Here is a 25,304-nt window from a genome sequence, read left to right on the forward strand (position 1 = left end):
GGTGATCGCAATCGGCGATACGTCTGCACCGCGAAGATCGAGCATGCCAACGCGCGTATGCCGCGAAATTACGGGGTTGTTTACGGGAATTCACGGCGATATCCGGTCGAATCGCGGCGAATTCGCAAAACGATATCCGTTAATCGCGCGGCATCGGTGTTCAACTCGCGGTTTCGAGTCCTGCTGCGACTGCCCAAAAACAAAACGGTGCGACGGCCGCATGGCCGTTCGCACCGTCAGTCAGCGCACGAAAGGTGAGGATTTTCGGGAGTCAGTCCTTGATCAGGAAACGCGCGCGGTTCTTGCCGAGCCATGCCGGCGCCCGCCCGCGACCACTCCACGTTTCGCCCGTCTTCGGGTTCAGGTACTTCGGCGGCAACGGACGCTTCGGCTTCGCGGCAGCAGCGGCGCCGATCGGTCGAAAACCGAGTTCTTCCGCGGTGATGTCGAATTCCTCGATTTTTGCCCGAATGGCGGCAATCGCATCGGCAATCGCCTTTTCGCGTTCCTTGTCGATCTTTTGCTGAAGTCTTTCGAGCTGCGCTGTCAGTTGCCTGTAGGTCGCCATATGGATGGGACTCCGTGAGTGTTATTCATGAAAAATAGCCGACTCCAAGCGAATAGAAAAGCGTCTCACCCGATTACGGTCTCTTTATCCGATCATGTCGGGATCAATAACCGCTTTTCTTCTTGCATGCGAAGAGAAGATTTCGCATTGCGTCATCGGTCGATTGCTGAAGGACGTCGAATTCACCGTTGCAGATGGCTCGGGCATTGTCCGTGCAATTGCTCCAGTCGCTACCGGTGCACTGCACCTGCGTGGTCGGGCGCCCATCCGAAGTGAACAGTGGCGCCCCGCCGCCGCACCCGCCGAGCCCCGCAACGAGGGCCAACAATCCGGCCCGACGCCAATGCATTCGAGGCCACCGACAGACCGACGCAAGCATGTGTTTCATTGTTCTTTCCGTCAACCGATTTTTTAATGCCGCGAGTATGCCATGCACCGCCGTCAGTCGTTCAGTCAGGCGCCCGGTCGGGCCGTCCGCGCGTCTTGTACGGCACGGCCCGGTGCGGATCGTCGGTGATGCGAACGAACACCTGCTCGACGTCGGGAAGCGCGCCGAGTTCGCGCTCCAGCGCCTGCCGATCGAATGCCGGATCGGCACACCCTTCGACATAGATGAAGCGCCGCTGCACGGTGATCCACAGGCTCGTGCCCTGCAGACGATCGGTGCCCGCGAAATGCGCTTTCGCCGCCTCGGCAATCGGCGCGTCATACATATACGAATTCGGTTTCGTGCAGCGGTGGGCGAGCCAGCAGGTGGTCCCGCGCTCGACGCGGTAATGCGCGTCGTCTTCCATCTCGGCGCGCGTCATCCACGGGCCGAGCGGCAGCGGGCATTCGGCGAAGCCTCGCGACAGTGCGACGAACGGATCGTTGTACCAGTTGCGTCGCACCGCGGGTGTGTCCGCGTCACCCGCCTGTGCGAGCGAGGACGTCACTACCAGTACGGCCAGCCATCCGGCAATTGCGATTCGCTTCATCGTCGTCTCCTGTCGGGCACTTCACCGGTGCCGTTCCTCATGTCCGGGCGCATCCACCGTCGCTTGCTACCGGGCGATCCCGAGCGCCGTCAGTTTCTTGTACAGCGTCGCCCGGCCAATGCCGATGCGCGCGGCCGCTTCGACCACCTTCCCGTCGCATGCCGCAAGCGCGTCGGTCAGAAACTGACGCTCCCACGCGGCCAATGCATCGGTATACGAAACGACCGGCGCACCAGGCGCCCCCGCTGCATCGCCCGCATCCCGGCCGACCGGCGACGGAGCAGCCCGCGTGCCCGCCGGCACGCTATCCGGCACCACGCGCACCGGCCCGAGGAACGGCGCGAGCGCACCCGCGTCGATCACCGAGCGATCCGACAGCATCAGCGCACGCTCGAGCGTGTTGCGCAGCTCGCGTACGTTGCCCGGCCACGGGTACGCGCACAGCATCCGCAGCGCATCGTCGGTCAGTTCGCAGTGCGCAGCGCGACCGTGCTGCGCGGCCAGCTCCTCGAGCGTCGCGTAGACGAGCGCCGCGATGTCGGACGCGCGTTCGCGCAACGGCGGCGCATGAATCGTCAGCACATTGAGCCGGTAATAGAGATCCGCGCGAAAACGGCCGGCCTCGACCAGCGCGGGCAGGTCAGCCGACGTCGCGGCGATGATCCGCACGTCGGCACGCACGATCCGGTTCGAGCCGACCGGTTCGAACTCCTTGTCCTGCAATACGCGCAGCAGCTTGCCCTGCAGCGGCAGCGGCATGTCGCCGATCTCGTCGAGAAACAGCGTGCCGCGATCGGCCAGCTCGAACTTGCCGACGCGTCCCTTGCGATCGGCACCGGTATACGCGCCCGGCGCCGCGCCGAAGAATTCGGTTTCGAGCAGCGTGTCGGGAATCGCGGCCACGTTGACGGTCACGAGCGGCTGGAGCGCGCGCGCCGACGCCGCGTGAATCGCATGCGCGAGCAGTTCCTTGCCGGTGCCCGTCTCGCCGAGCAGCAGCACCGGCGAATCGACCTGTGCGGCGCGCCGCGCCTGCCGCTTGGTTTCGAGGCTTGCGGCGCTCGTGCCGACGAAACTCGCGAACGTGTATTTCGCACGGCGTGCCTGCGCGAGCGAACGCTGCGTCGCGATCAGCTGCTGCTGAAGCTGCGCGTAGCGGGAAAAGATCGGCGTGAGCGTCTTCAACTGGTCGAACAGTGCGAAGCCGATCGCGCCGACCGTCTCGCCCGCCTCGTTCTTCAACGGCAGGCGTGTGACGACGAGCGGCTCGCGGCCCGTCTCCATGATGTCGAGCAGGATCGGCTGTCCGGTCGACACGACCTCACGCATCAGGCTGTTCGGAATCACCGCCTCGCAGTCGAGGCCGACCGCCTGCTGCGGATCGGCGAACCCGAAGCGCGCCGCATAACGCTCGTTCATCCACACGACGCGTGCGTCGCGATCGACGACCACCGTGCCCGCGCTCGAATCCTCGAAAGTCCGAAACAGCGACTCGGCGGCGCGCCGCAGCACATCGCCGTAATTGACGGGCAGGCGGGCCCAGTCGTTCATCATCGTGTCGTTGTCTCCGCGTATGCTTGGCCGGATATCTCCGGAACGAGACGCAGTATCTCATTTCGGAGACATCCCGGAATGCCTTGTCCGGGAAAGCCCTGCCCGATTCAGAGGGCGGTCTTGGCGGCCGAATCGTCTCCCGATGGAGACGATTTATGTAGAATCTTCAGACATTGGCCGGCGCGGGCCCGCCAGCCAGCGCCGGATCCACGTCCGGCGGCGCAATCCGGCCGATGGCACGAAACCTGCACGAACCTGAGCCGGTTCGCGGCGCGTCCCGCGATCGAACAACAACCAAAGCCATTCCAAGCTATTAGGAGACTCCCTTGTCTTTCGTGATCGTCCTTGCCGCGCTGGCGTTCCTGATGTTCGCCGCGTATCGCGGCTACAGCGTGATCCTGTTCGCGCCGATCGCCGCGCTCGGCGCGGTCCTGCTGATCGAACCCGCCGCCGTCGCACCGGTCTTCTCCGGCATCTTCATGGAGAAAATGGTCGGCTTCGTCAAACTGTATTTCCCGGTCTTCATGCTCGGCGCCGTGTTCGGCAAGGTGATCGAACTGTCCGGATTCTCCGAGTCGATCGTCCATGCCGCGATCCGCTACATCGGTCGTTCGCGTGCGAATGCGGTGATCGTCGCGGTGTGCGCGCTGCTCACCTATGGCGGCGTGTCGCTGTTCGTCGTGGTGTTCGCCGTGTATCCGTTCGCGGCCGAACTCTATCGCCAGAGCAATATTCCGAAGCGGCTGATGCCCGGCGCGATCGCGCTCGGTGCGTTCTCGTTCACGATGGATTCGCTGCCCGGCACGCCGCAGATCCAGAACATCATCCCGACCACGTTCTTCAAGACGACCGCCTGGGCCGCACCCGCGCTCGGCACGATCGGCTCGCTGTTCATCATCATCGTCGGCCTCTCGTATCTGGAATGGCGCCGCCGTTCGGCGATGGCGAAGGGCGAAGGCTACGGCACGTCGCTCGTCAACGAGCCGGAGCGCGTCGAAGCGACGGCACTGCCGCATCCGGCGCTGGCGATCCTGCCGCTGATCCTCGTCGGCGCATCGAACTTCACGTTCACGAAACTGATTCCGCAGTGGTACGGCGCCGCGTCGTACACGGTCGCGCCGGACGTGCTGCCCGGCGTGCACACGCCGGTCACGACGTCGATCAAGACCGTCGTCGCGATCTGGTCGGTCGAGGCCGCGCTGCTGCTCGGCATCGTGCTGGTCGTGCTGACCGCATTCAAGCGCGTCAGCGACCGCTTCGCGGCCGGTTCGAAGGCCGCCGTCGGCGGCGCGCTGCTCGCCGCGATGAACACGGCGTCGGAATACGGTTTCGGTGGCGTGATCGCCGCGCTGCCGGGCTTCCTCGTCGTCAGCGACGCGCTGAAGAGCATTCCGAACCCGCTGGTGAACGCGGCTGTGTCGGTCAGCTCGCTCGCCGGCATCACCGGTTCGGCGTCGGGCGGCATGAGCATCGCGCTCGCCGCGATGTCGGACCTGTTCATCAAGGGCGCGCAGGCCGCCAACATTCCGATGGACGTGCTGCACCGGGTCGTCGCGATGGCCAGCGGCGGCATGGACACGCTGCCGCACAACGGCGCGGTCATCACGCTGCTCGCGGTCACGGGCCTCACGCACCGCGAGTCGTATCGCGACATCTTCGCGGTCACCGTGATCAAGACGCTCGCGGTGTTCTTCGTGATCGCCGTGTACTACACGACGGGCCTCGTGTAAGCCCCGCATCGGGCGGCGTTCCGAACGCCGCCGCACCTCGTCCGGCCGCATCGCGGCGGCCGGCGCACCTTCCTTCCTCTGCACGCCAGGGCTGGGCAACCGGCCCGGCATCGTCGAAGCAGGCAGCGCAACGCGGGTCGCGACGCGCCGCACCTTCCCGACACCTCCGCGCGCAAACCGGGGCGGATCGCAGGGGTTCTCATCCGCCGGTTCGTCCCCCGCCCGACCGGAGCCGCTCGGCGCTACCTCGCCGCACGGCCCGGACGGCCCGACGCCCGTCACGCACCGCCATCCGGCACCGTCCACGTCCACGTCCACGTCCACGTCCGCCATCCATTGTTACCAGCGGCAGAACACTGCGTTGGGCGCGACCGCATTTTTCGCGCGCGTGGCCGGGCCTACACTGCTTTCAACCGCCGCCGCTCCGTCGAACGAAGGCCGGCAGCACAGTTGGAAACATGGAGGTCACGATCATGAAGCGCCTGATTCACGCAGTTGCCGTTGCCCTGGCCGTATCCGCGCCGCTCGCCGCGCAAGCGCAGTCGAACCCGCCGCTCACGCGCGCGCAGGTTCACGCCGAAGTGAAGGCGCTCAAGCAGGCCGGCTTCCAGCCGAGCGATTGGTTCTACCCGGCCAGCATCGTTTCCGCCGAAGCGAAGATCGCCCATCAGCAGCGTGCCGGGTATGGCAGCGACCAAGGTGCATCGTCGGAGTCGAGCCACTAATCGCCGTCACGACGCGGCCGTCCCGTCCGGCCGCTTCCGCGCAAGCCATCACGCCTTCACCGGCTCGATCAGTTTCGCGCATGCCGCTGCCTGCGGATCGCCCGCAGGCAACTTCGCGCACACCCCGTCGAACTGCTTCACGACCGACCTGACCGACGCATCGTGCGCGCCGCCGCCGCGCCAGCGATTCAGTTGCGTGACGACCTTGGTCAGCGCGCGCAGGTTCGCCCCATAAAACGCATCCTTGGTCTTGCCGGCCTGCGCGAGCACGCTCGCGGCGATCGCTTCGATCCGCGCCGAATCGTCCGGCGCCAGCGCGACCGCATTCGCGAAATAGGTCGCACCCCAGCGCAGCTTCGTTGCCGGGCCGCTCGCCGAGTCGTACGCCTTCCGGTACCAGTCAAGCGCCGCGGCCTTGTCGCCGCGCGCCTTCGCATTCGCCGCCAGTCCCGACATGAAGTAGTACGGCGTCGCCGAACGCGGCAACTCGGCCTTCAGCAAGACGTCGGATTCGTCGTACAGCCCGGCGTCGGTCAGCGTGTCCGCCGCTTCGCTGACGAGCGCCTGCCGCTCGTACGCGTTCGCGGCGCCCTGCACCGATGCCGCGATCTGCTTGCGTGCGGTATCGACCAGCGCCGGCGCGGCGAGCGGCGCGCCGTCGTGCGCGTCGCCGCGCGCGAGCAGCACGCGGCCGTGCAGCGCCATCAGACGGTCGATTGACGACAGCGTCGTATCGGTCGACAGGCGCGCGAGCGCCGTGTCGTACGCGCCGCGCAGCTTCGTGCGCTGCGCGGCGTCGGCGCCGAGGTACGCGACCACGCGCGCGGGCGCTGCGACGAGCACGTCCGAATCGGCGCGCACCAGCGCCGGCTCGCGCAGCACCGCACGCAGCGCGTCGACGAGCGCCGCCTTGTCGAGCGCGCCGGCCTGCGCGGGATCGTCCGATGCCGCCACCACCGCCGACTTCAGCGCGAACCGCGCGGCGTCCGCCTTCGCGCCGGCCGCACGCGCACGTTGCGACAGCGTCTGCAGCGTCACCGCGACACGGTCGGACGGCACCGGCAGCGCGCCGTCGGTGTCCCAGGAATAGTCGGCCAGCAGATGCCATTCGGCCGGCGTCAGCGCCGCGCCGTTGTTCAGCGCGGTCGCGAGCGTCTGCCGCACCGGATGCGCGGCCGTCATCCCGAGCGACAGCGCCTGCATGTAGCGTTCGAGATCGGCCTCGCCCGGCAGCCGCGTCACTTCGGTGCCGTCCGGGCGGAACAGGATCATCGTCGGATAGCCGTGTACCTTGAAGCGCTCGCCGAGCTTCTGCGCGCTTTCGGTGTCGCCGTCGAGATATACGGGCACGAAGAACGACGAGCGGGTCTTGAACGCCTGCTGGCTGAAGATCGTCGACTTCACCTGGTTGCACGACGGACACCACACGGCGCCCCAGTACAGCAGCAGCGGCTTGCCGGTGCGCTTCGCGAGCGCGAACGCGGCATCGACGTCGCCCTGCTGCCAGGCGATGCCGGGCGGCAGATGCGCGCCGTCGGGCGATGCGTTCGCCGCCGGGGCGCCCGCGGGCGCGGCAGCGGCAAGCGCCGCACTGGCGGCAGCGAACAGGCAGGCGGCGGTGAGATTGCGAAGAGCGGTTTTCATCGAAGCGGGTTCCGTTGAACAAGACGGTTTCAGGGAGATGCCGCGCACGCAACGAGGGCCGTGAAGCGATGACGATGAGGCCGGCCGACATGCAGCGCAGCGCATGTATCGATACGGAAAAGCGAAGCCGGCCGCAGCGACCGGCACATCGTTCGACGATACGACGGGTACAACCGAAGGAAAACGAACGAATTCTCGATTGAATATGACGCGCGGCGTCGCGGCCGCGTGCCGTCACGTCCGCGACGGCCGGTCCTTCACTGCGGCGCCTTGATCCGGGCCATGTGATACACCGACGCATGCACGCCGTCGCGCAACGCGTAATCCGGCGATTCGCCCTCGATGCGGAAACCGTGTTTCTCGTAGAGCGCGATCGCCGCGCGGTTGTCGGTGAACACGGTCAGCTCGAGACGCGTGATGTTCAGCCAGTTCTCCGCGAGATCGATCGCGGCCGCGAGCAGCCGGCCGCCGATGCCGCGCCCGTGACGGGCCGCGTCGACCATCATGCCGAGCGCCGCCGCGTGGCGCCGGCGCGGATTCGGCTCGGGATGCAGGCCGAGATGGCCGACCACCGTGCCGTCGATTTCGGCAACGAGGCTCACGCCGTGCTCGCGCACGTTGTCGAGCCGCTTCTGCCATTTTTCGAACGACGGAAACGGATGCTGCAACGTATTCATGTACACCGCAGGATGCGCGGCAATCTGTCGGATCGCGTCGACGTCGTGCGTCTCGCTGTGCCGGATCGTGATATCGGTCATGGGTGGGCCGGTTCCGAAATGTCGCGCCGAAGGCGCGGACTGCGCAGGCGCGCAGCAACGCATCGAGCTTAGCCGATTTCACGCATTTGAAACACGGGTGTCACGCCGTTGCACGTCAGGTTGTATCCGCAACGAAGCGTGCTCGCGCGATCCCCGCGAATCCGGAAAATTCTGACCGGTCACGCGTGCGGCGATCGGTAATTTCTTACCGTTTTCAGCCTCGCATCGCGCTCGAACTAATCGTTGCGCACGCAACGTCATGTGCGCGACATGCGATGTCATTTCTTCATCACGTCGACGTCATGTCGCCTCCCTAGACTGGGCGCCGCTCCAGCCCGGCACGCCCCGGTCCGGTGTGTGCAGACACCTGCCCCGCGCATCACGAGCACGCGGCGCGCAGGATCGCGACGGCGGCCGCGCCATCCGCGCGACGTCGCGCATCGCGCATCGCACATCGCACATCGCCGCGATACGCGTCCGATGCCCCGAACGCGCACGCATCGCCGATCGTCCCGGGGCGCGACGATGCCCGGTCACCGCCAGACGAACTCGCGAACGCTCCCACCTTCACAGGATCCAAACACCATGACGTCACGCCGCAAATTCCTCCAGCAGACCGCCGGTTCCGGCCTCGCCGCCGCCGCGCTGTCCGCGTTTCCGCCGAGCATCCGCCGCGCGCTCGCCATTCCCGCCTTCCACGAAACGGGGACCATCAAGGACGTCAAGCACGTCGTGTTGCTGATGATGGAGAACCGCGCGTTCGACGGCTACTTCGGCACGTTCAAGGGCGTGCGCGGTTACGGCGACCGCTTCGCGGTGCCGTCGCCGAACGGCCGCGACGTGTTCTACCAGACCTACACGAAAACGACGCCTGCGACCACCTTCACGCCGTACCACCTCGATGCGAGCCAGGGCAACGCGCAGCGCGCGGGCGGCACGCCGCATACGTGGGCCGACGCGCAGGCCGCGTGGGACCACGGCCGGATGAACCGCTGGCCCGACGCGAAGACGCCGCTGTCGATGGGCTATTACGACGCGGCCGAGGTGCCGTTCCAGCGCGCGCTCGCCGACGCGTTCACGCTCTGCGACCACTATCACTGCGGGATGCACACGGGCACCATCGCGAACCGGCTGTTCTTCTGGAGCGGCACCAACGGCCCGAACGGCATCAGCCCGGCCGACGGCAGCCGCGTGAAGGTCGCCGCGCTGAACAACCAGTTCAACGGCGGCAACGACATCGGCCCGTCGAGCCAGGGCTGGACGTGGACGACCTACGCCGACCGGCTGCAGCAGGCCGGCGTGAACTGGAAGGTCTACCAGAGCCTGATCGACAATTTCGGCTGCAACGAGATGATGAGCTTCCGCCACTGGCGCGCGGCCATCGAGCAGATGCCGGCCGCACGCCGGCCCGCGTACGTCGCGTCGACGGACATCACGCAGCCGGTGACGGCGGCCGGCGCGTTCTACGATCCGGCGATCGACGATCCGTTGAGCCCGCTCGCGAAGGGCTTCGGCAACACGATGCCGTACGGCTTTCTCGAAACGTTCCGCGACGACATCCGCAACGGCAAGCTCCCCGAGGTGTCGTGGATCATCCCGCCGTCCGCGTACAGCGAGCACCCGGGGCCGTCGAGCCCCGCTCAGGGCGCGTGGTACGTGCAGGCGGTGCTCGACGCACTGACCGCGAATCCGGACGTGTGGAGCAAGACCGTCCTGCTGATCAACTACGACGAGAACGACGGCTTCTTCGACCACATGCCGTCGCCGGCCGTGCCGTCGCGCAACGCGGACGGCTCGCTCGCGGGCGGCCATACGCTGGCGGCTGCCGATGTCGCCGTCGAGTACCACGACTTCGCGCCGGCCACGTCGAGCCAGCCGGGGGCCGACGGCCGGCCGTACGGGCCGGGCCCGCGCGTGCCGATGTGGGTCGTGTCGCCGTGGAGCCGCGGCGGCTGGGTCAACTCGCAGGTGTTCGACCATACGTCGACGCTGCTTTTCCTCGAGAAGCGCTTCGGCGTCGTCGAGCCGCAGATCAGCGCATATCGCCGCGCGGTGTGCGGCGACCTGACGAGCGCGTTCAACTTCCGCGCGCCGAACGACGAACCGCTGCCGACGCTCGCGGGCCGCACGACGAAAAGCCAGGTCGACGCGCTGAGCACCGCGCAGCAGGCCGCGCCGAAGATCACGCCGCCGGCCACGCCGTCGCCGCCTGCACAGGCCACCGGCGTGCGCCCGTCGCGCGCGTTGCCGTACGAGCTGCATGCGAGCGCGCAGGTCGATGCCGGCAAGGGCACCGTCACGCTGAAGTTCGCGAACACGGGCCGCGCGGCCGCGGTGTTCCACGTCTACGACAAGCTGCATCTCGACCGCGTGCCGCGCCGCTACGTCGTCGAACCAGGCAAGGCGCTGCGCGGCGACTGGGCGGCGCTGGCCGACGACGGCGGCAAATATGACCTGTGGGTGCTCGGCCCGAACGGCTATCACCGCCGCTTCACCGGCGATCTGGCCCGGCTGACCGGCGCACGCACGCCGCATCCGGAAATCCGGGTCGGCTATGCGGGCGCGAGCGGCAACCTGCATCTGCGGCTGCGCAACGACGGCGGCAGCACGGTGCGCTTCACGGTGAAGTCGAACAAGGTGTACGGCCAGTTGTCCGGCCGCGGCGCGACCGACGATCGCGGGCACGGCAACGACACGGGCACGACGTGGACCGTCGCGGTACACGCCGGCGGCCAGTCGGAACTGCACTGGAACCTCGACTCGACCGGCCACTGGTACGACTTCGTCGTCACCGCCGACAGCGACGCGAGCTTCTCGCGCCGCGTGGCCGGCCGCGTCGAAACGGGTCGCCACTCGGTCAGCGACCCGGCGATGGGGTTCGCCGACCGCTTCTGACGGCACCTGCGCCCGCCCGGCCCGAGCACCGGCCGGGCGCCTGGCGCGGCGCGGTCCGATCCGGCTGAAACGCCCGCCCGGCGCGGCTCAAACATCAGAAGGATGGGTGGTGCAGCCCTCATTTCATGTCCACGAAAATGCTCCGTGTTGCGGCCCGTTCGCGTTAAACTTCGTCAAGCTGCATTCAACAACGACATCTTCGCCAATCTGGCACACACGACACGAGGATAGGTTCGATGCGCACTACCGGCTCATCCGGGGCAATGACCCTGCTCACCGAACACGACCCGGCCGACGGCCGCGAACTGCGCTCGCTCAGGCTCGAATCGACCGCCGACGGCAAGAGCGTGCTGCTGATCGAGATCGACGAACGCAAGCCCGGCATTCACCGCGAGGTCCGCTACGAGATCACGCCGGCCGAACTGATCGCCGCGATCCGCTCGCACGGCGCCGAGCTGCCCGGAGAAAACCACGGCGCCGCCTCGCTCGCCCGCTCCTCTTCCTGATGTCCGACGGTGAGCCACGTGCAACGCACTGGCTCACCGTTCTGTCCGCATTTCCCTGCCGCCGTCAGGCGCTTTCCGTCATTCCCCTCCGCCCGGTTGAAAATGGCCGATAATCGGCCAATCCGCGCATCTTCCTCACGCGCTTCCTTTTCGGCCAGCCGTCATGCTCCGTGACCTCGTCGCCCAATACGGGCCGCTTCTCGTCTTCGCCAATGTACTCGCGGCGGCCATCGGCCTGCCCGTGCCCGCGATGCCGACGCTCGTGCTGTTCGGTGCGATGGCCGCGATGCATCCGGCGATGATCGGCTCGCAGCTCTTGACGGTGCTGGCGCTGTCGGTCCTCGGCGCGCTGATCGGCGACACGGCGTGGTACGTCGCCGGGCGGCGCTACGGCGGCACGACGCTCAAGACGATCTGCCGGCTGTCGCTGTCGCGCGATACCTGCGTGAGGAAAACCGAACGCTTCTTCGGCCGCTACGGCGTGCGCGTGCTCGCGGTCGCCCGCTTCATTCCGGGGCTGTCGCTCGTGTCGGTGCCGATGGCCGGCGCGCTCGGCACGCGCTATCGCACGTTCGCCGGCTACGATGCGCTCGGCGCCGCGCTGTGGACGACCGTCGGGCTCGTCGCGGGGCTCGTGTTCTACCGGCAGATCGACTGGCTATTCGCCGGCGCGAGCCGGCTCGGCCGCGCGGTGCTGCTGGTGATCGTCGCGCTGCTGGCCGTCTATGCTGCCGTGCGCTGGATGCGCCGCCGCGCGCTGATCCGCCAGCTCGCGAGCGCGCGGATCGGCGTCGACGAGCTCGACCTGCTGCTGCGCGACGCGGCCGCGCCGGTGGTGCTCGACGTGCGTTCGCCCGAGCACCGCAAGCTCGACCCGTTCACGATTCCTGGTGCGCAATTCGCGGACGAGCGGCACATCGAGGACATCGTTGCGCGCTACCCGTTCTCGCAGAAGTTCGTCGTGTATTGCTCGTGCCCGAACGAAGTGACGGCCGCGCTGATGGCCAAGCGCCTGCTCGATGCAGGCTTCACCGATGCGCTGCCGCTGCGCGGCGGCCTCGACGCCTGGCGCGACACGGGCCGGCAGCTCACGTCGCTGGTGGAAGACATCCCCGCCGCGAACGATCCGGTGGCGGGGTTGCACAAGCCGGCCTGATCGAGCTGATCGCAGGCCGGCCGCGCGAGACGAACAGTTTCGAAGGGGGCGTTGCGCCCCCCTCCGATCAGAACGCGTGCAGCGGCACGTTCACGACCAGGCGGTATTCCTTGTTGGTCGCGTCCGAGTAGTGCGCGGAACCGTTGTGCCACATCGCGATGAACGTGACCTTCGTGTCCTTCAGCTTGCCGCTCTGGAACGTGTACGACGGGATGAAGCCGAACTCGTGGTGACGGCCCTGCACCGGTGCGCCGTTGCTCCAGTAGATGCTCGACTTGCTCGGATCCGCCGCCGCGCCCGCGCTCGCATCCGCGCCCCAGCCCGTCACGCCCCATACCATCGCCTTGAAGCCCGGCAGGCCCGCTTCCTTGCCGTAGAACGTGTAACGCAGCTGCAGCGACTTTTCGTGCGGCGCGTTGTAGTCGACGTCCATCGAGTTGGTCAGGAAGATGCCGTTGGTTTCATTGAGGTAGTCGAAGAACTGGTCGCCGAGCACTTGCTGATAACCGAGCAGCAGTTCGTGCGGACCGTGTTGCGCGGCCAGCGACAGGCTGTACGCGTTGTTGTTGATCTTGCCCTGCAGCGCGTCACCCGTATCGTGCGTCGAGTAAACGTTACCAAAGCCGGTCCACTTGATCGACTTCACATCGCCGATGCTGTGCTTCACCGACGCGTAGTACTGGTGCCACACGTCATCGGCCTGGTTCGCATACAGCGCGACTTCGCCGTTCTCCGAATAGTCCCACGTGCCGCCGACGTAGGTCAGGCGATTGATGCGCGTGCCGCCATACTGCGTCGTGAGGTTGGTGAGCGTCGTGTGGCCGCGCGCATCGGTCTTCGTGAAGCTGCCGGCCTCGAGCATCACGTTCTTGAATTCGTTGCTGACGATCGTCGCGCCGAGAAACGTCGGCGGCAGCGCGCGGTTGTCATGCTGCTCCATGAACGGATTGTCGACGGCCTGCAGACCGTACTTGACCACCGTGTTCGAGATGCGCGCCTTCACGTCGTAGATGCCCGGATAGGCCCACGCGAGCTGGTTCGAACCGCCGCCACCCTTCGCGATGTGCACCATGCTGCCGGCGCCGGCGCCGCCGTCGAGCTTCAGCGCCGCATACAGCGACGCGTCGAAACCGATGCCGATCAGGCCGGTCGTGTAGCCCGACTCGAAGTTCGCCATCGCGCCCTGGACCCACGCGTGACGATGCGGTCCGCCCTTGTTGTCCAGCGTGTCCGCATAGTTGCGGAACAGGAAGTTCAGGTGGCTGTCGGCAATGAAGCCGTTCGACTTCGACTGCGCCGAAGGCTCATCGGGCGGCGTGACGGCCTGGTTCGCCTCGGCGTTGATAATGGCGTTCGGGGTCGTTGCCTGCGCAACCGACGTGCTTGCGCCGGCGGACGGCGCGGCCTGCGCGACCGTCAGCGGTGCGGGGGCCGCGTCGTCGGCGTGCGCGACACCGCTCAGCGATACGCCGGCAAGCGCAGGCAAGCCCCATGCAAGCAGCATCTTCGATGCCGTCCCGATCGTCTTTTGCTTTTTCATCGTCATTCTCGTCTTGTGTTGATGTCGTCCACGCCGGTTGCGATCCGCTTCCAGCCCCCCGGCGAGCCCGGTTAAGGACGCGCCTTTACCCGCGACGCGAAGATCGTTCGCGCCGCACCCTACCCCTGTTGACCTGCCTGGTTATGTTTGCTGCGTCACTTCACGCCGCCACGCCCGCCCGGATGCACGCGACACGCGCCGCCGAGCCGTGCCGCACTTCCGGCAGCGGCACGTCCTGCGCACACGCGTCGATCGCGACCGGGCAGCGCGTGCGAAACGCGCAGCCGGACGGCGGGTTGAGCGGCGACGGCATCTCGCCCGCCAGCAGCATCGGACGGCGAGCACGCTCGCGCGCCGGCTCCGGCGTCGGCGCCGCATCGAGCAGCGCCTTCGTGTACGGGTGCTGCGGCACGCCGTACACGTCATGCCGCGTGCCGAACTCCATCACGCGGCCGAGATACATCACGAGCACGCGCTGGCTGATGGCCTTCACCACCGCCAGGTCGTGCGCGACGAACAGATAGGACAACGACAGTTCGCGTTGCAGATCGCGCAGCAGGTTCACGATCTGCGCCTGGATCGACACGTCGAGTGCCGATACGGGCTCGTCGCAGATCACGAGCTTCGGCTCGCCGATCAACGCGCGCGCGATACCGACGCGCTGGCACTGTCCGCCCGAAAATTCGTGGGGGTAGCGCAGCAGGTGATGCGCGTTCAGGCCGACACGCTCGAGCATCGTGACCACGCGGCGCCGCACTTCGGCGCGGCCAAGGCCGGCGTGGTGCGTGACGAGTGGCTCCGCAACGATCTGTTCGATCGTCATGCGCGGATCGAGCGACGCGAGCGGATCCTGGAAGATCATCTGCACTTCGCGGCGCATCGCGGTGCCGCGCAGGTGATCGGGCGCGACGGCTTCGCCGCGCCAGCGCACCGTGCCGGCCGTCATCGGCACGAGGCCGATCAGCGCCCGCGCGAGCGTCGACTTCCCGCAGCCCGACTCGCCGACGAGCCCGACCGTCTCGCCGCGCTTCACGTCGAACGACACGCCGTCGACCGCGCGCAGCGTGCCCTTGGGCGACCACGGATAGCCGCCGAGCGGCACGCGGAAATGCACCTTCAGATCCTCGACGGACAGCAGCGTGTCGCCCGTCGCGCCGGCATTGCGGCGTTCATCGACGCTCATCGCAGACCTCCCGTCAGATCGGCCAGCGGCCGGTGGCACGCGCGCACCGCGCCCGCGACGCCATAGGTTTCGAGCGCGGGGCGCGCCGCACCGCAGCGCGCCTCCGCATACGTGCAGCGTTTCGCGAACGCGCAGCCGGCCGGTGCGGTGCCAGGCATCGGCGGATTGCCGGGAATCGCGACGAGCGGCGCATCGTCGGCGTCGGTCAGGCGCGGCAGCGCGTTGAGCAGACCGATCGTGTACGGATGCGACGGCGCCGCGAAGATCGATTCGGCCGGCGCGTATTCGACGGTGCGGCCCGCATACATGACCATCACGTCGTCCGCGAGGCCTGCGACCACGCCCATGTCGTGCGTGATCAGCACGATCGCGGTGCCGCGCTCGCGGTTCAGCTCGCGCAGCAGATCGATGATCTGCGCCTGCACGGTCACGTCGAGCGCGGTGGTCGGCTCGTCGGCGATCAGGATTTCCGGCTCTGACAGGAGCGCCATCGCGATCATCACGCGCTGGCGCATGCCGCCGGAGAATTCGTGCGGATACATGCGGATGCGGCGCGCCGCATCCGGAATGCGCACCGACTCGAGCGCCTCGATCGCGCGCCTGGTCGCCTCCTTGCGCGACAGCTTGCGATGCAGTTGCAGCGTCTCGGTCATCTGCCGCTCGATCGTCAGGAACGGATTGAGCGACGTCATCGGATCCTGGAAGATCATCGCGATCCGGTCGCCGCGCACCGCGTTCAGCGCGCGCGTATCCATCTCGAGCAGGTTGTCGCCGCGATAGCGCGCGGCGCCCGTCGTCGTGCCGTTGCCGGCCAGGAGGCCGAGCAGCGCCATCACGGTCTGGCTCTTGCCCGAGCCCGATTCGCCGACGATGCCGAGCGTCTTGCCGGCTTCGAGCGAGAACGACACGCCGCTCACGGCGTCGATCGGCGGCGCGTCCTTGCGCGTGAAGCGCACGCCGAGGTTGTCGACTTCGAGTAATGCAGTCATCTCAGCGATCCTTCGGGTCGAGCGCGTCACGCAGGCCGTCGCCAACGAAGTTCACGCAGTAGAGCGTCACGCACAGCATGACGGCCGGAGCCAGCAGCAGCCACGGCATCGATTCGAGTTTCTGCGCGCCGTCCTGGATCAGCACGCCCCAGCTCGTCATCGGTTCCTGCACGCCGAGGCCCAGGAACGACAGCACCGATTCGGTCAGCACGATGTTCGGCACCGAAACAGTTGCATACACAACGACCACGCCAAGCAGGTTCGGCACGACGTGGCGCACCACGATCGATGCCGGCGACACGCCGATCGCGCGCGCCGCGTCGACGAACTCGCGGTTGCGCAGCGACAGCGTCTGACCGCGCACGACGCGCGCCATGTCGATCCACGAGAACGCGCTGATGGTCAGCACGACCAGCATGAACGAGCGGCCGAACAGGGTCATCATCAGGATCGCGATCAGCAGGTACGGGATCGCGTACATCATGTCGACGACGCGCATCATCGCGGAGTCGACACGGCCGCCCGCAAAACCGGCGGTCGCGCCCCACGCGACGCCGAACAGGCCGGACACCAGCGTGCCGAGCAGGCCGACCTCGATCGACACGCGGCCGCCAATCAGCGTGCGCACGAGCAGGTCGCGGCCGAGCTCGTCGGTGCCGAACCAGTGCTGGTTCGCGAGCGTCGGCGGCAGGCTGATCGCGCCCCAGTCGCTCGCGGCGGGATCGGCGGCGAGCAGCCACGGGCCGACGAAACACGCGAGCGTGATGAGCGCGAGCAGCACGAGGCTGAACACGGCCGCGCGGTTGTGAAGGAAGCGCGCGAACGCGAGCGCGAGCGGCGAGCGCGAACGCGGCGGCGAATCGGTCTGCACGGGCAGGCCGACGACGGGAGTAGTCGGAGTCATCGCGGTGCCTCGCTCAATAACGGATGCGCGGATCGAGCCACGCATACGCGAGGTCGACCAGCAGGTTGAACAGCACCGCGCAGACGGTGGTCAGCACGACGAGGCCGAGCACGAGCGTGTAGTCGCGGTTGATCGCGCCGTTCACGACGAGCTGCCCGAGCCCCGGCAGCGCGAACACCGATTCGGTGACGACGGCCGCCGTGATCGACGTGATGCAGACCGTGCCGAACAGCGACACGACCGGCATCAGCGCGGGCTTGAGCGCGTGGCGCAGCACGATCGTCGAGCCCGGCAGGCCCTTCGCGCGCGCGGTGCGGATGTAGTTGCTCGACAGCGTCTCGATCATCGAGCCGCGCATCACGCGTGCGAGCAGCGACACGTTGATGAAGGTCAGCAGCACGATCGGCAGCAGCCGGTACTGCCAGCCGCCGTCGCCCCAGCCGCCGGCCGGCAGCCAGCCGTTGCCGGCCGACGTCTTCAAGAGGATCGCGAAGATCCACACCAGCACCGGCCCGAGCACGAAGGGCGGCACGACGTTGCCGAAGTTGCCGATCAGCATCACGAAGCGATCGATCACGCTGTCGCGGCGAACGGCCGCGACGGTACCCAGCAGCACGCCGAACACGATCGAGATCGGGATCGACACCCCGCCCACGCCGAGACTCACGGGCAGCGCCTTCTTCACGAGATCGTTCACCGACCAGTCGACGTAACGGAACGACGGGCCGAGATCGCCTTGCAGCAGCGAACCGAGATACAGCAGGTACTGCTTCCACAGCGGCTCGTCGAGGTGGTACTTCGCGTTCAGGTTCGCGAGCGTCGCCGCGGACAGCTGCTTCTCCGTATCGAACGGACCGCCGGGCGTGAAGTGCAGCAGCAGGTAGCAGACGGTGATGACGGCGAGAATCGTCGGCACCGCCCACAACGTGCGTCTCAATGCGTAGGCCAGCATGATCGCTCCGCTCAGTGCTTGATCAGGTACATGTCCTGCGAAGCACGCATGTCGATCACGTTCTTCAGCGAGTAGCCGCCCACGTAGGGCTTCACGAGTCGGTCGGCCGAGTACTGGAACAGCGGCACCATCGGCGTGTCGTTCATTGCCGTGTCGTGCGCCTGCGTGAGCTGCGCGGCGCGCGCCTTGTCGTCGAGCTTCTGGTTGCCGTCGTCGACGAGCGTGTCGACCTGCTTGTTGCAGTAGCCGACGGTGTTCTGCGAGCTGCCGCAACGGATCAGGTCGAAGAAGGTCATCGCGTCGTTGTAGTCGGCGAACCAGCCGTCGCGCGCGATCTGCACCTTGCCGTCATGCCGTTCCTTCATCAGCACCTTGAACTCGACGTTCTCGAGCTTCGTGTTGATGCCGAGCTTCGTCCGCCATTCCGATGCGGTGAACAGCGCGACCTTCTTGTGCAGGTCGTTGGTGTTGTACGTGAGCGTGAACGACAGCGGCTTCGCGTCCGAGTAGCCGGCCTGCTTCAGCAGGTCCTTCGCGGTCGAGATGCGCTTGGCCATCGGCCACGACGCCCACTCCGGCGTGAACGGCTGCACACCCTTCGTGCCGTTCGGCATCAGGCCGTACATCGGCTTCTCGCCCGCCTGCGTGAGCTTCGACGTCAGCACGTCGCGATCGATCACCATCGACAGCGCCTGGCGCACGCGCTTGTCCTTGAGCGCCGCATCGCTGTTGTTCAGGTAGTAGTAATAGGTCGCGAGCTGCAGGCCCGGGCGCAGCTCGCCGCCGAACTGCTTGCTGACCTGCTGGAAGATGCCCGACGGAATCGAGTAGCTGTAGTCGATCTGGCCGGCCTGGTACATGCGCATCGCGGTTTCGTCGCTTTCGATCGGCAGGTACGTGACCTTGTTGATCACGACCTTCGGCGCGTTCCAGTACTTCGCGTCCTTCGAGATCACGATGCGGTTGTTCGGCTGCCAGTCGACGAGCTGGTACGCGCCGTTGCTGACGATGTTGCCCGGGCGCGTCCATGCGTCGCCGAACTTCGCAACCGTGTCCTTGTTCACCGGCGCGAGCGGCACCATCGCGGTCAGTTCGGGGAAGAACGCGACGGGCACGTCGGTCGTCACTTCCAGTGTGTACGGGTCGACCGCGCGCACGCCGAGCGTCGTCGGCGCAGCCTTGCCGGCGATGATGTCCTTCGAGTTCTTCACGAACTCGACGAGGATCGTGTACTTCGAGCCCGTCTTCGGATCGACGAGGCGCTGCCACGCATAGACGAAATCGGCGGCCGTCACCGGCTGGCCGTTGCTCCACTTCGCATCGTGGCGCAGCTTGAAGATCCACGTCTGCGGCGACTTGCGCTCCCACGACTGCGCGACGCCCGGCACGACCTGGCCGGCTGCATCGATGCGGGCGAGGCCTTCGAACAGGTCGAGGCCGATCGTGTTGCCGGTCCACGACTCGATGTGCGCCGGATCGAGCGACTCGACTTCGGCGGGCACCTGGCGCGTCAGGTCCTGTTGAGGAGCGAGCGCGACGTTCGACGGAACGGTCACGGCGTGAGCGGCGGGCGTCGTCAGGGCGAGCGCGGCCAGCACGGCCGACATGGCATGCAAGGATTTCATCGTGGCGGTCTTGAGAAGGTTGTTCGGTGAGCGATGCGCGGCGAACGCCGCGGTTACGCTTGAGACGCTGACGGGTACAGCGGTTGAGGAGGCCCGTGATTCTCGTATTGCATCTTAGTATTCCTTACGTTTCTTTCGACAGGTATTCCGTCTCCGAAACGAAGGAATACCTGTGCGTTAGAACAGCCGCGGCGTACCGACCCAGACCACCACCGACTCGATCTTCGCGGTGTTGACCCAGCTGTGCGGGACCGTCGACTGATAATGCGAACTGTCGCCGGCCTGCAGGACGAACGTCTTGCCTTCCAGCGTCAGCGACACTTCCCCTTCAATCACGTACAGGAACTCCTCTCCTGCATGTGTCGTCACTTCCGACCGCTTCTGCCCCGGCGGCATCCGCACGAGGATCGCCTCGAGCTGACGCCCTTCGGTCACGTTGGTCAGCCTCGCGAACAGGTTCGCCGAATCGGCGAATCCGAAGAAGCGCAACTGATCGCCTCTGCAGACCGAGCGTTCCTCGCTCGGCGTATCCACGAAGTACTGCACCGTCACGCCGAGCGCCTGTGCGATACCGGCCAACGACGTCAGCGACGGCGACGCCAGCCCGCGTTCGACTTGAGACAGAAACGGCTTCGAAATCCCCGCGGCGGTAGCGGTGTCGTCGAGCGTGCGCTTGAGTCGTTGGCGCAACGCGCGGATCTTGCTGCCCAGTGCTGCGGCAGCGTCTGCCGACTGCGAGTTTTCAGTGGGGGGAACCATAGCAGGCCGAAAAGTGGTCGTCAAAAAATGTTTGATGGAAAGTAACTAAGTTAGATCGATTTGGCTTAGTCTTCGGGTTCGCACACGTCTTCGGTGTTGAGCCCGGTGCACTAAACAGGGCACGAGGCGAGCGAAACGACGCGCTATCTTGCCAGACTCGCCCGCTTCACAGGCAAGCTGCAAGCGGCTCTCCGGGAATTTGCGGAGAACGGGCGCGATTCTTACAAATAGATGATGAGACAAATATTCCTGAAAGCTGCTGCCATATCGGGAGTTTCCCTGAGTGGCGCGGACCTGACGCACCGGACCGGCAAACGTTACCATTCGCGCGCCGGTCGGGGTCGTGCACCGCCTTGCCTGGCGGCGTCCGACCCCGGCCCGGGCTAACCGCCCGACTGCTCCATCGCCGACGCAAAGCCTACCCGGCCACAGTGCTCCGGCGCCAGTTCGACCCCAAGGCGACGCGCGATCCGCGCCGTCCGTTTCAAACGAGATTGATGATGCACGCACCTGTTTCACAGACACGATCGTTTACGACGGTCTTCCTTATCGAAATGTGGGAGCGCTTCGGCTACTACGGCATGGCCGCGCTCCTGGTCCTCTTCATGGTCGACCGGCTCGGTTTCACCGACAGCCATGCGAACCTGACCTGGGGCGCGTTCACCGCGCTCGTCTACGCGTCCCCGTCGATCGGCGGCTGGATCGGCGACAAGGTGCTCGGCGCCCGTCGCACGATGATCATCGGCGCGGCCGTGCTGTGCGCCGGCTACCTGATGCTGGCGGTGCCGAACGACGCGCTGGCATACATGTATGCGTCGCTCGGCGTGATCGTCGTCGGCAACGGCCTGTTCAAGGCCAACGCGGCGAACCTTGTGCGCCGCATCTATGAAGGCGACGATGCGCGCATCGACAGCGCGTTCACGATCTACTACATGGCGGTCAACATCGGCTCGACCGTGTCGATGCTCGCGACGCCATGGATCAAGGATCACTGGGGCTGGCACACCGCGTTCGCGGTCTGCTGCGCCGGGATGCTGCTCGCGATCCTGAACTTCATGCTGATGCACCGCACGCTCGCGCACATCGGCTCGCAGCCCGACGACGAGCCGATCCGCTGGAAGCGCCTCGGCGGCGTGGCGGCAGGCGGCGTCGCGCTCGCGCTGATTACGCTGTACGTGCTGCAACACAAGCAGCTCGCGGTCGCGAGCGTGTGGACGGCCGCATTCGCGATCCTCGCGATCTTCGCGTACATGATCGCGAAGTCGGAGCGTTCGGAGCGCGCGGGCCTGATCGCGGCGCTCGTGCTGATCGGCCAGGTGATCCTGTTCTTCATCTTCTACGTGCAGATGTCGACATCGCTGACGCTGTTCGCGCTTCGCAACGTCGATCCGCGCTTCATCCTGTTCGGCACGACGCTGTTCACGTGGAGCGCCGCGCAGTTCCAGGCGCTGAACCCGATCTGGATCATGATGCTGAGCCCGGTGCTCGTGTGGATCTACAACGCGGTGTCGAAGAGCGGCCGTGACCTGCCGGTCGCGGCGAAGTATGCACTCGGCTTCGGCGCCGTGGCTGCCGGCTACCTGGTGTTCACGATCAGCGGCCGCTACGCGGTGGACGGTCGCGTGTCGTCGTGGTTCATGGTGTGGGGCTACGGTCTCTACTCGCTCGGCGAACTGCTGGTGAGCGGGCTCGGCCTCGCGATGATCGCCCGCTACGTGCCGGCGCGCATGAGCGGCTTCATGATGGGCGCGTATTTCGTCGCGACGGGTGTGTCGCAGTATCTGGGCAGCGTCGTCGCGAACTTCGCGCAGATGCCGTCGCACGACCTGCCGGCCACCGAATCGCTGCCGCTCTACCTGTCGCTGTTCGAGAAGCTCGGCTGGCTCGCCGCGATCGGCATGCTGCTCGCACTTCTGCTGCTGCCGATGATGAACCGCCTGTCGCGTCAGCATCAGCGCTGCGCGGAAGAGCGCCGCGAGGAAGAAGCGGTTCAGGCGCAGGCGATGGCCTCGGCGCAGTAAGTACTATCCCTCGGCGTGCGGCCTGCACGCCACATTCTCCCGCCAGCGCGGCCAGCACGTCCTACACTGGTTGCAACGGCGCATCCGCTCCGTCGCGATGCGCACTGGCGGGAGAAGATCATGAAAAGCAAAACGACTCGGCTCTTGAGGATACTGTCGGACATCCGGCACGCGCAGCGCTGCACCGCATTGCGCGCCGCCCGGGCCGCGGCCGAAGCCGACGCGGTGCTCGCGGAGCAGGACGATCCGACGTCCGACGAACGCGACGACGCTGAATCCGACGACGCGACCGCCGTCCCCCGCTCCCGCATCGGCTCACCTCGCTGACCGCACCGACGCCGCGCGGCGCGCTGCGTGCCGCCTCCGTGCTTCCGCGTTGCCCGTACTTCCACGCCGCTCATGCGGCCGCGCCGCGCCAGCGCGCGAACCACGTTCCCGAACCCGCCACGGCCATCATCAGCCCGATCGCGCATGCGTCGGCCGCAAGACCCACGCCGATATGCCGCAGCTCGGCGCCGTTCGCGACCGGATGCAGCAGCGAATCGATGACGAGCGAGATCGCCGCACCCGCGACGAAGCAGATCAGGCCGCGCCGGCCGACCGCGACGACGGGCTGCACGGCCTGCGCGATGCGCGCGATCCAGCCGCGGCGCGCGCAATCGGCCATCAGCCACGCGATCGCGGCGAAGCTCACGATACGCGGCAGCGCGAGATCGCGCTTGAGCACGCCTTCCGGGACCGGCAGCCCTGAGAACAGCTTGTAGCTCGCGCAACCGAGTACGATCGCGCACGCGACGCCGGTCGCCGCGGCACCCCAGCGACCGAGCGCGACACGCCGGTAGAACGGCTGGCAGCGCGCGAGCACGCCGGCGACGAACATCAGTTGCCATGCAAACGGATTGAAGCTCCAGCGGAACCCATCGGTATCCAGCAGCTCGGGGCCGAGCCAGCCGGCCGCGACCCACGACGCCGCGCTGAACGCGACGAGCAGCCACGGATGCCGACGCGCGAACGGCACGATCACCGGCGACGCCAGCGCGAACAGCACGTACATCGGCAGCACCGACGCGAGATACGGCTGGCGCTGGAACGTGAGCAGCTCGGCCGCGCCCGTGAGCGGCGACGCGAGCATCACGCTGACGTCGTCGAGCGCGAGGTTGGGCGCGTCGATCCCGTAATGGTCGAGCACGGCGGACACGACGAGCATCAGCGTCGACGTCGCGAGAAACGCGCGATAGATCTGCATCGCGCGCCGCACGAACCGCTGCTGCGCGGCGCGCGCGCCGTGCCGGTCGGCGATCGCGCCGTATGCGCTCGCGGTAGCGAAGCCGCCGAGGAACACGAACACCTCGGCTGCGTCGCACAGCGCGAATGCGTGGAGTGTCACGCGCGACAGCATGCTCGCGCCAATGTGATCGACGACGATCATCAGCAGCACGATGCCGCGGAAGAAATCGACTTCGATCAGGCGGCCGCCGCGCGCCGGCGGCACCGAGACGGCGGGCGGCAGGCTCAACGACATGGCCGCACCTGCGCGACGCCGGTGCGGCACGCACCGGCGGAGGATTCGGAAGGGAGAAGGCGAACGCGATCAGCGGCGATGCGCGTATGCTCGCATCGCGCCAACCCGGCCGGCCCGGCACGGAGATGACCGTTCATGGAAAAGCCGCATACGAAGAGAAGACGGTCAGGTCAGTCTAGCGGCCGGTCGGGGGATACCCTAAGTAACAAAGTGCAACGGAATCTTCTGTTCGATTACAGGCGTGACGTCGGCGATGCAAAGCTGGCAAGGCCGCCAGCCGGACGTCAGCGCGATGCCAGTTCGACGCCAGCATCGCGAGATTCGACGCAACGAACACACGATGCGCGGCACGTTCGTTGCCGCAGTCGCGCCGCCGAGCGACGGCGCTCAGCCGCGCATGGGCAAGCGCTGCATCAGCATCGCGCTGTGCCACGCGGTCAGCGCGACGGCGGCCCAGATCGGCCCGTACGTCGCGAGCTGCGCGACGCTCAGTGTCTCGCCGAGCAGCAGCAGCGACACCGCGACGAGCAGCACCGGCTCGACGTAGCCGAGGATCCCGAACAGCGCCATCGGCAGCATCCGGCTCGCCTTCAGGTAGCTCGCGAGCGCGAGCGTGCTGAGCACGCCGAGCCCCGGCAGCAGCATGGCCCACAGCAGCGGGTGGCTGGCGACCGGCGTCGCACTTGCCGACACCATCGCGAGCGCGACCGGGCACAGTAGCGCGATCTCGAGCGCGAACGCGGCGAGCGAATCGGCGTTGATCCGGCGACGCAGCACGAAATACGGCGGATAGCCGAGCGCGACGACGAGCGTCGGCCACGCGAACGCGCGCGTCGCCCACACCTCGTGCGCGACGCCGAGCGCCGCGCACGCGACCGCTGCCCATTGCAGCGGATCGAGGCGTTCGTGATAGTAGAAACGGCCGACGAGCACCATCGTCAGCGGCAGCAGGAAATAGCCGAGCGACACTTCGAGCATGCGCCCGTGCAGCGGCGCCCACAGGAACAACCACAGCTGCAGGCCGAGCAGCGCCGCGCTCGCCGGCAGCGCGATCAGCAGGCGCCAGTCGCGCACGCTGCGCCGCACGAGTTCGACGAGCGCCGGCCAGCGGCCGCGCAGCGCGATCAGCGCGAGCGCGCCCGGTGCGGTCCACAATATGCGCCACGCGAAGATGTCGAGCCCCGTGAGCGGCGCGAGCAGTTTCGCGTAGGCGGACATCAGCGCGAACAGCGTCGACGCCAGCACCGACAGCATGATGCCGCGCCCGGCCTCCGGATACCCCGTCATGTTGTTTTC

Annotated in this window: 22 protein-coding genes; 7 read left to right on the top strand and 15 right to left on the bottom strand. The window is 66.9% G+C overall.

Annotated elements, in window-relative coordinates:
- Positions 1-271: 271 nt before the first annotated feature.
- The 4 genes from DIE08_RS09490 to DIE08_RS09505 form a co-directional block, all read right to left on the bottom strand.
- Positions 272-568, bottom strand: a complete 297-nt coding sequence (locus DIE08_RS09490; protein ID WP_059467298.1) for an H-NS family nucleoid-associated regulatory protein — start codon at positions 566-568, stop codon at positions 272-274.
- Positions 569-671: 103 nt separating this feature from the next.
- Positions 672-956 carry a hypothetical protein gene (locus DIE08_RS36135; protein WP_226115234.1) on the bottom strand — a complete coding sequence of 95 codons (285 nt, stop codon included), beginning with the start codon at positions 954-956 and terminating at the stop codon, positions 672-674.
- 61 nt (positions 957-1,017) lie between these two features.
- Entirely contained in the window at positions 1,018-1,545 is a 528-nt protein-coding gene (locus DIE08_RS09500; RefSeq protein ID WP_124901726.1) for a BON domain-containing protein, read from the bottom strand.
- A 66-nt stretch (positions 1,546-1,611) separates the two neighbouring features.
- The gene (locus DIE08_RS09505; protein ID WP_124901727.1) at positions 1,612-3,099 is read right to left on the bottom strand and encodes a sigma-54-dependent Fis family transcriptional regulator; all 1,488 of its coding nucleotides are present in this window, start codon (positions 3,097-3,099) and stop codon (positions 1,612-1,614) included.
- Between the two features lie 326 nt (positions 3,100-3,425).
- Between DIE08_RS09505 and DIE08_RS09510 the strand changes: the two genes are divergently transcribed.
- Together DIE08_RS09510 and DIE08_RS09515 are read left to right on the top strand one after the other, a co-directional pair.
- A complete protein-coding gene (locus DIE08_RS09510) occupies positions 3,426-4,829 on the top strand; it encodes a GntP family permease (protein ID WP_059598922.1) in 1,404 nt (467 codons plus the stop codon).
- Positions 4,830-5,302: 473 nt separating this feature from the next.
- Positions 5,303-5,554 (top strand): DUF4148 domain-containing protein, encoded by a 252-nt coding sequence (locus tag DIE08_RS09515; RefSeq protein ID WP_059598962.1) that lies wholly within the window; start codon positions 5,303-5,305, stop codon positions 5,552-5,554.
- Between the two features lie 48 nt (positions 5,555-5,602).
- On the opposite strand, the gene DIE08_RS09520 is transcribed toward DIE08_RS09515, so the two are convergent.
- A complete protein-coding gene (locus DIE08_RS09520; RefSeq protein WP_124901728.1) occupies positions 5,603-7,198 on the bottom strand; it encodes a thioredoxin family protein in 1,596 nt (531 codons plus the stop codon).
- A 257-nt stretch (positions 7,199-7,455) separates the two neighbouring features.
- Positions 7,456-7,956: a GNAT family N-acetyltransferase gene (locus DIE08_RS09525; protein ID WP_124901729.1), complete on the bottom strand. Its 501-nt coding sequence runs from the start codon at positions 7,954-7,956 to the stop codon at positions 7,456-7,458.
- Positions 7,957-8,541: 585 nt separating this feature from the next.
- Between DIE08_RS09525 and DIE08_RS09535 the strand changes: the two genes are divergently transcribed.
- The 3 genes from DIE08_RS09535 (at position 8,542) to DIE08_RS09550 (ending at position 12,513) form a co-directional block, all read left to right on the top strand.
- Positions 8,542-10,851: a phosphocholine-specific phospholipase C gene (locus DIE08_RS09535; RefSeq protein ID WP_124901731.1), complete on the top strand. Its 2,310-nt coding sequence runs from the start codon at positions 8,542-8,544 to the stop codon at positions 10,849-10,851.
- A 236-nt stretch (positions 10,852-11,087) separates the two neighbouring features.
- Entirely contained in the window at positions 11,088-11,357 is a 270-nt protein-coding gene (locus tag DIE08_RS09540; RefSeq protein WP_059598918.1) for a hypothetical protein, read from the top strand.
- Between the two features lie 163 nt (positions 11,358-11,520).
- On the top strand, positions 11,521-12,513 hold the full coding sequence (locus DIE08_RS09550) for a DedA family protein/thiosulfate sulfurtransferase GlpE (RefSeq protein WP_124624490.1): 993 nt from the start codon (positions 11,521-11,523) through the stop codon (positions 12,511-12,513).
- A gap of 67 nt (positions 12,514-12,580) precedes the next feature.
- On the opposite strand, the gene DIE08_RS09555 is transcribed toward DIE08_RS09550, so the two are convergent.
- The 7 genes from DIE08_RS09555 to DIE08_RS09585 form a co-directional block, all read right to left on the bottom strand.
- Positions 12,581-14,053 carry an OprD family porin gene (locus DIE08_RS09555; RefSeq protein ID WP_124624493.1) on the bottom strand — a complete coding sequence of 491 codons (1,473 nt, stop codon included), beginning with the start codon at positions 14,051-14,053 and terminating at the stop codon, positions 12,581-12,583.
- Between the two features lie 160 nt (positions 14,054-14,213).
- Positions 14,214-15,236, bottom strand: coding sequence for an ABC transporter ATP-binding protein (locus DIE08_RS09560; RefSeq protein ID WP_059528798.1), 1,023 nt, complete (start codon positions 15,234-15,236; stop codon positions 14,214-14,216).
- Complete coding sequence (locus DIE08_RS09565) at positions 15,233-16,225, bottom strand: ABC transporter ATP-binding protein (protein WP_124901733.1); 993 nt, start codon at positions 16,223-16,225, stop codon at positions 15,233-15,235. The genes DIE08_RS09560 and DIE08_RS09565 overlap by 4 nt, the downstream gene beginning before the upstream one ends.
- Before the next feature lies 1 nt (position 16,226).
- Positions 16,227-17,129 (bottom strand): ABC transporter permease, encoded by a 903-nt coding sequence (locus DIE08_RS09570; protein ID WP_059598914.1) that lies wholly within the window; start codon positions 17,127-17,129, stop codon positions 16,227-16,229.
- Between the two features lie 13 nt (positions 17,130-17,142).
- Complete coding sequence (locus tag DIE08_RS09575; RefSeq protein WP_059598913.1) at positions 17,143-18,081, bottom strand: ABC transporter permease subunit; 939 nt, start codon at positions 18,079-18,081, stop codon at positions 17,143-17,145.
- Positions 18,082-18,092: 11 nt separating this feature from the next.
- Positions 18,093-19,706: a peptide ABC transporter substrate-binding protein gene (locus DIE08_RS09580; RefSeq protein WP_124624504.1), complete on the bottom strand. Its 1,614-nt coding sequence runs from the start codon at positions 19,704-19,706 to the stop codon at positions 18,093-18,095.
- Between the two features lie 177 nt (positions 19,707-19,883).
- Positions 19,884-20,465, bottom strand: coding sequence for a cupin domain-containing protein (locus DIE08_RS09585; RefSeq protein ID WP_059448921.1), 582 nt, complete (start codon positions 20,463-20,465; stop codon positions 19,884-19,886).
- Between the two features lie 497 nt (positions 20,466-20,962).
- Here DIE08_RS09585 and DIE08_RS09595 point away from each other — a divergent pair, with 497 nt between their 5' ends.
- Both DIE08_RS09595 and DIE08_RS09600 read left to right on the top strand, forming a co-directional pair.
- Positions 20,963-22,486: a peptide MFS transporter gene (locus tag DIE08_RS09595; RefSeq protein WP_059680248.1), complete on the top strand. Its 1,524-nt coding sequence runs from the start codon at positions 20,963-20,965 to the stop codon at positions 22,484-22,486.
- A gap of 120 nt (positions 22,487-22,606) precedes the next feature.
- The gene (locus DIE08_RS09600) at positions 22,607-22,813 is read left to right on the top strand and encodes a hypothetical protein (protein WP_124901734.1); all 207 of its coding nucleotides are present in this window, start codon (positions 22,607-22,609) and stop codon (positions 22,811-22,813) included.
- A gap of 70 nt (positions 22,814-22,883) precedes the next feature.
- Here DIE08_RS09600 and DIE08_RS09605 read toward each other — a convergent pair whose 3' ends face one another.
- Entirely contained in the window at positions 22,884-24,008 is a 1,125-nt protein-coding gene (locus DIE08_RS09605) for an OpgC domain-containing protein (protein ID WP_124624510.1), read from the bottom strand.
- 387 nt (positions 24,009-24,395) lie between these two features.
- Entirely contained in the window at positions 24,396-25,295 is a 900-nt protein-coding gene (gene rarD, locus DIE08_RS09610; RefSeq protein ID WP_124901735.1) for an EamA family transporter RarD, read from the bottom strand.
- Between the last annotated feature and the right edge of the window lie 9 nt (positions 25,296-25,304).

This window comes from Burkholderia sp. Bp9004 (genome assembly GCF_003858025.1).
Classification (GTDB): domain Bacteria; phylum Pseudomonadota; class Gammaproteobacteria; order Burkholderiales; family Burkholderiaceae; genus Burkholderia; species Burkholderia diffusa.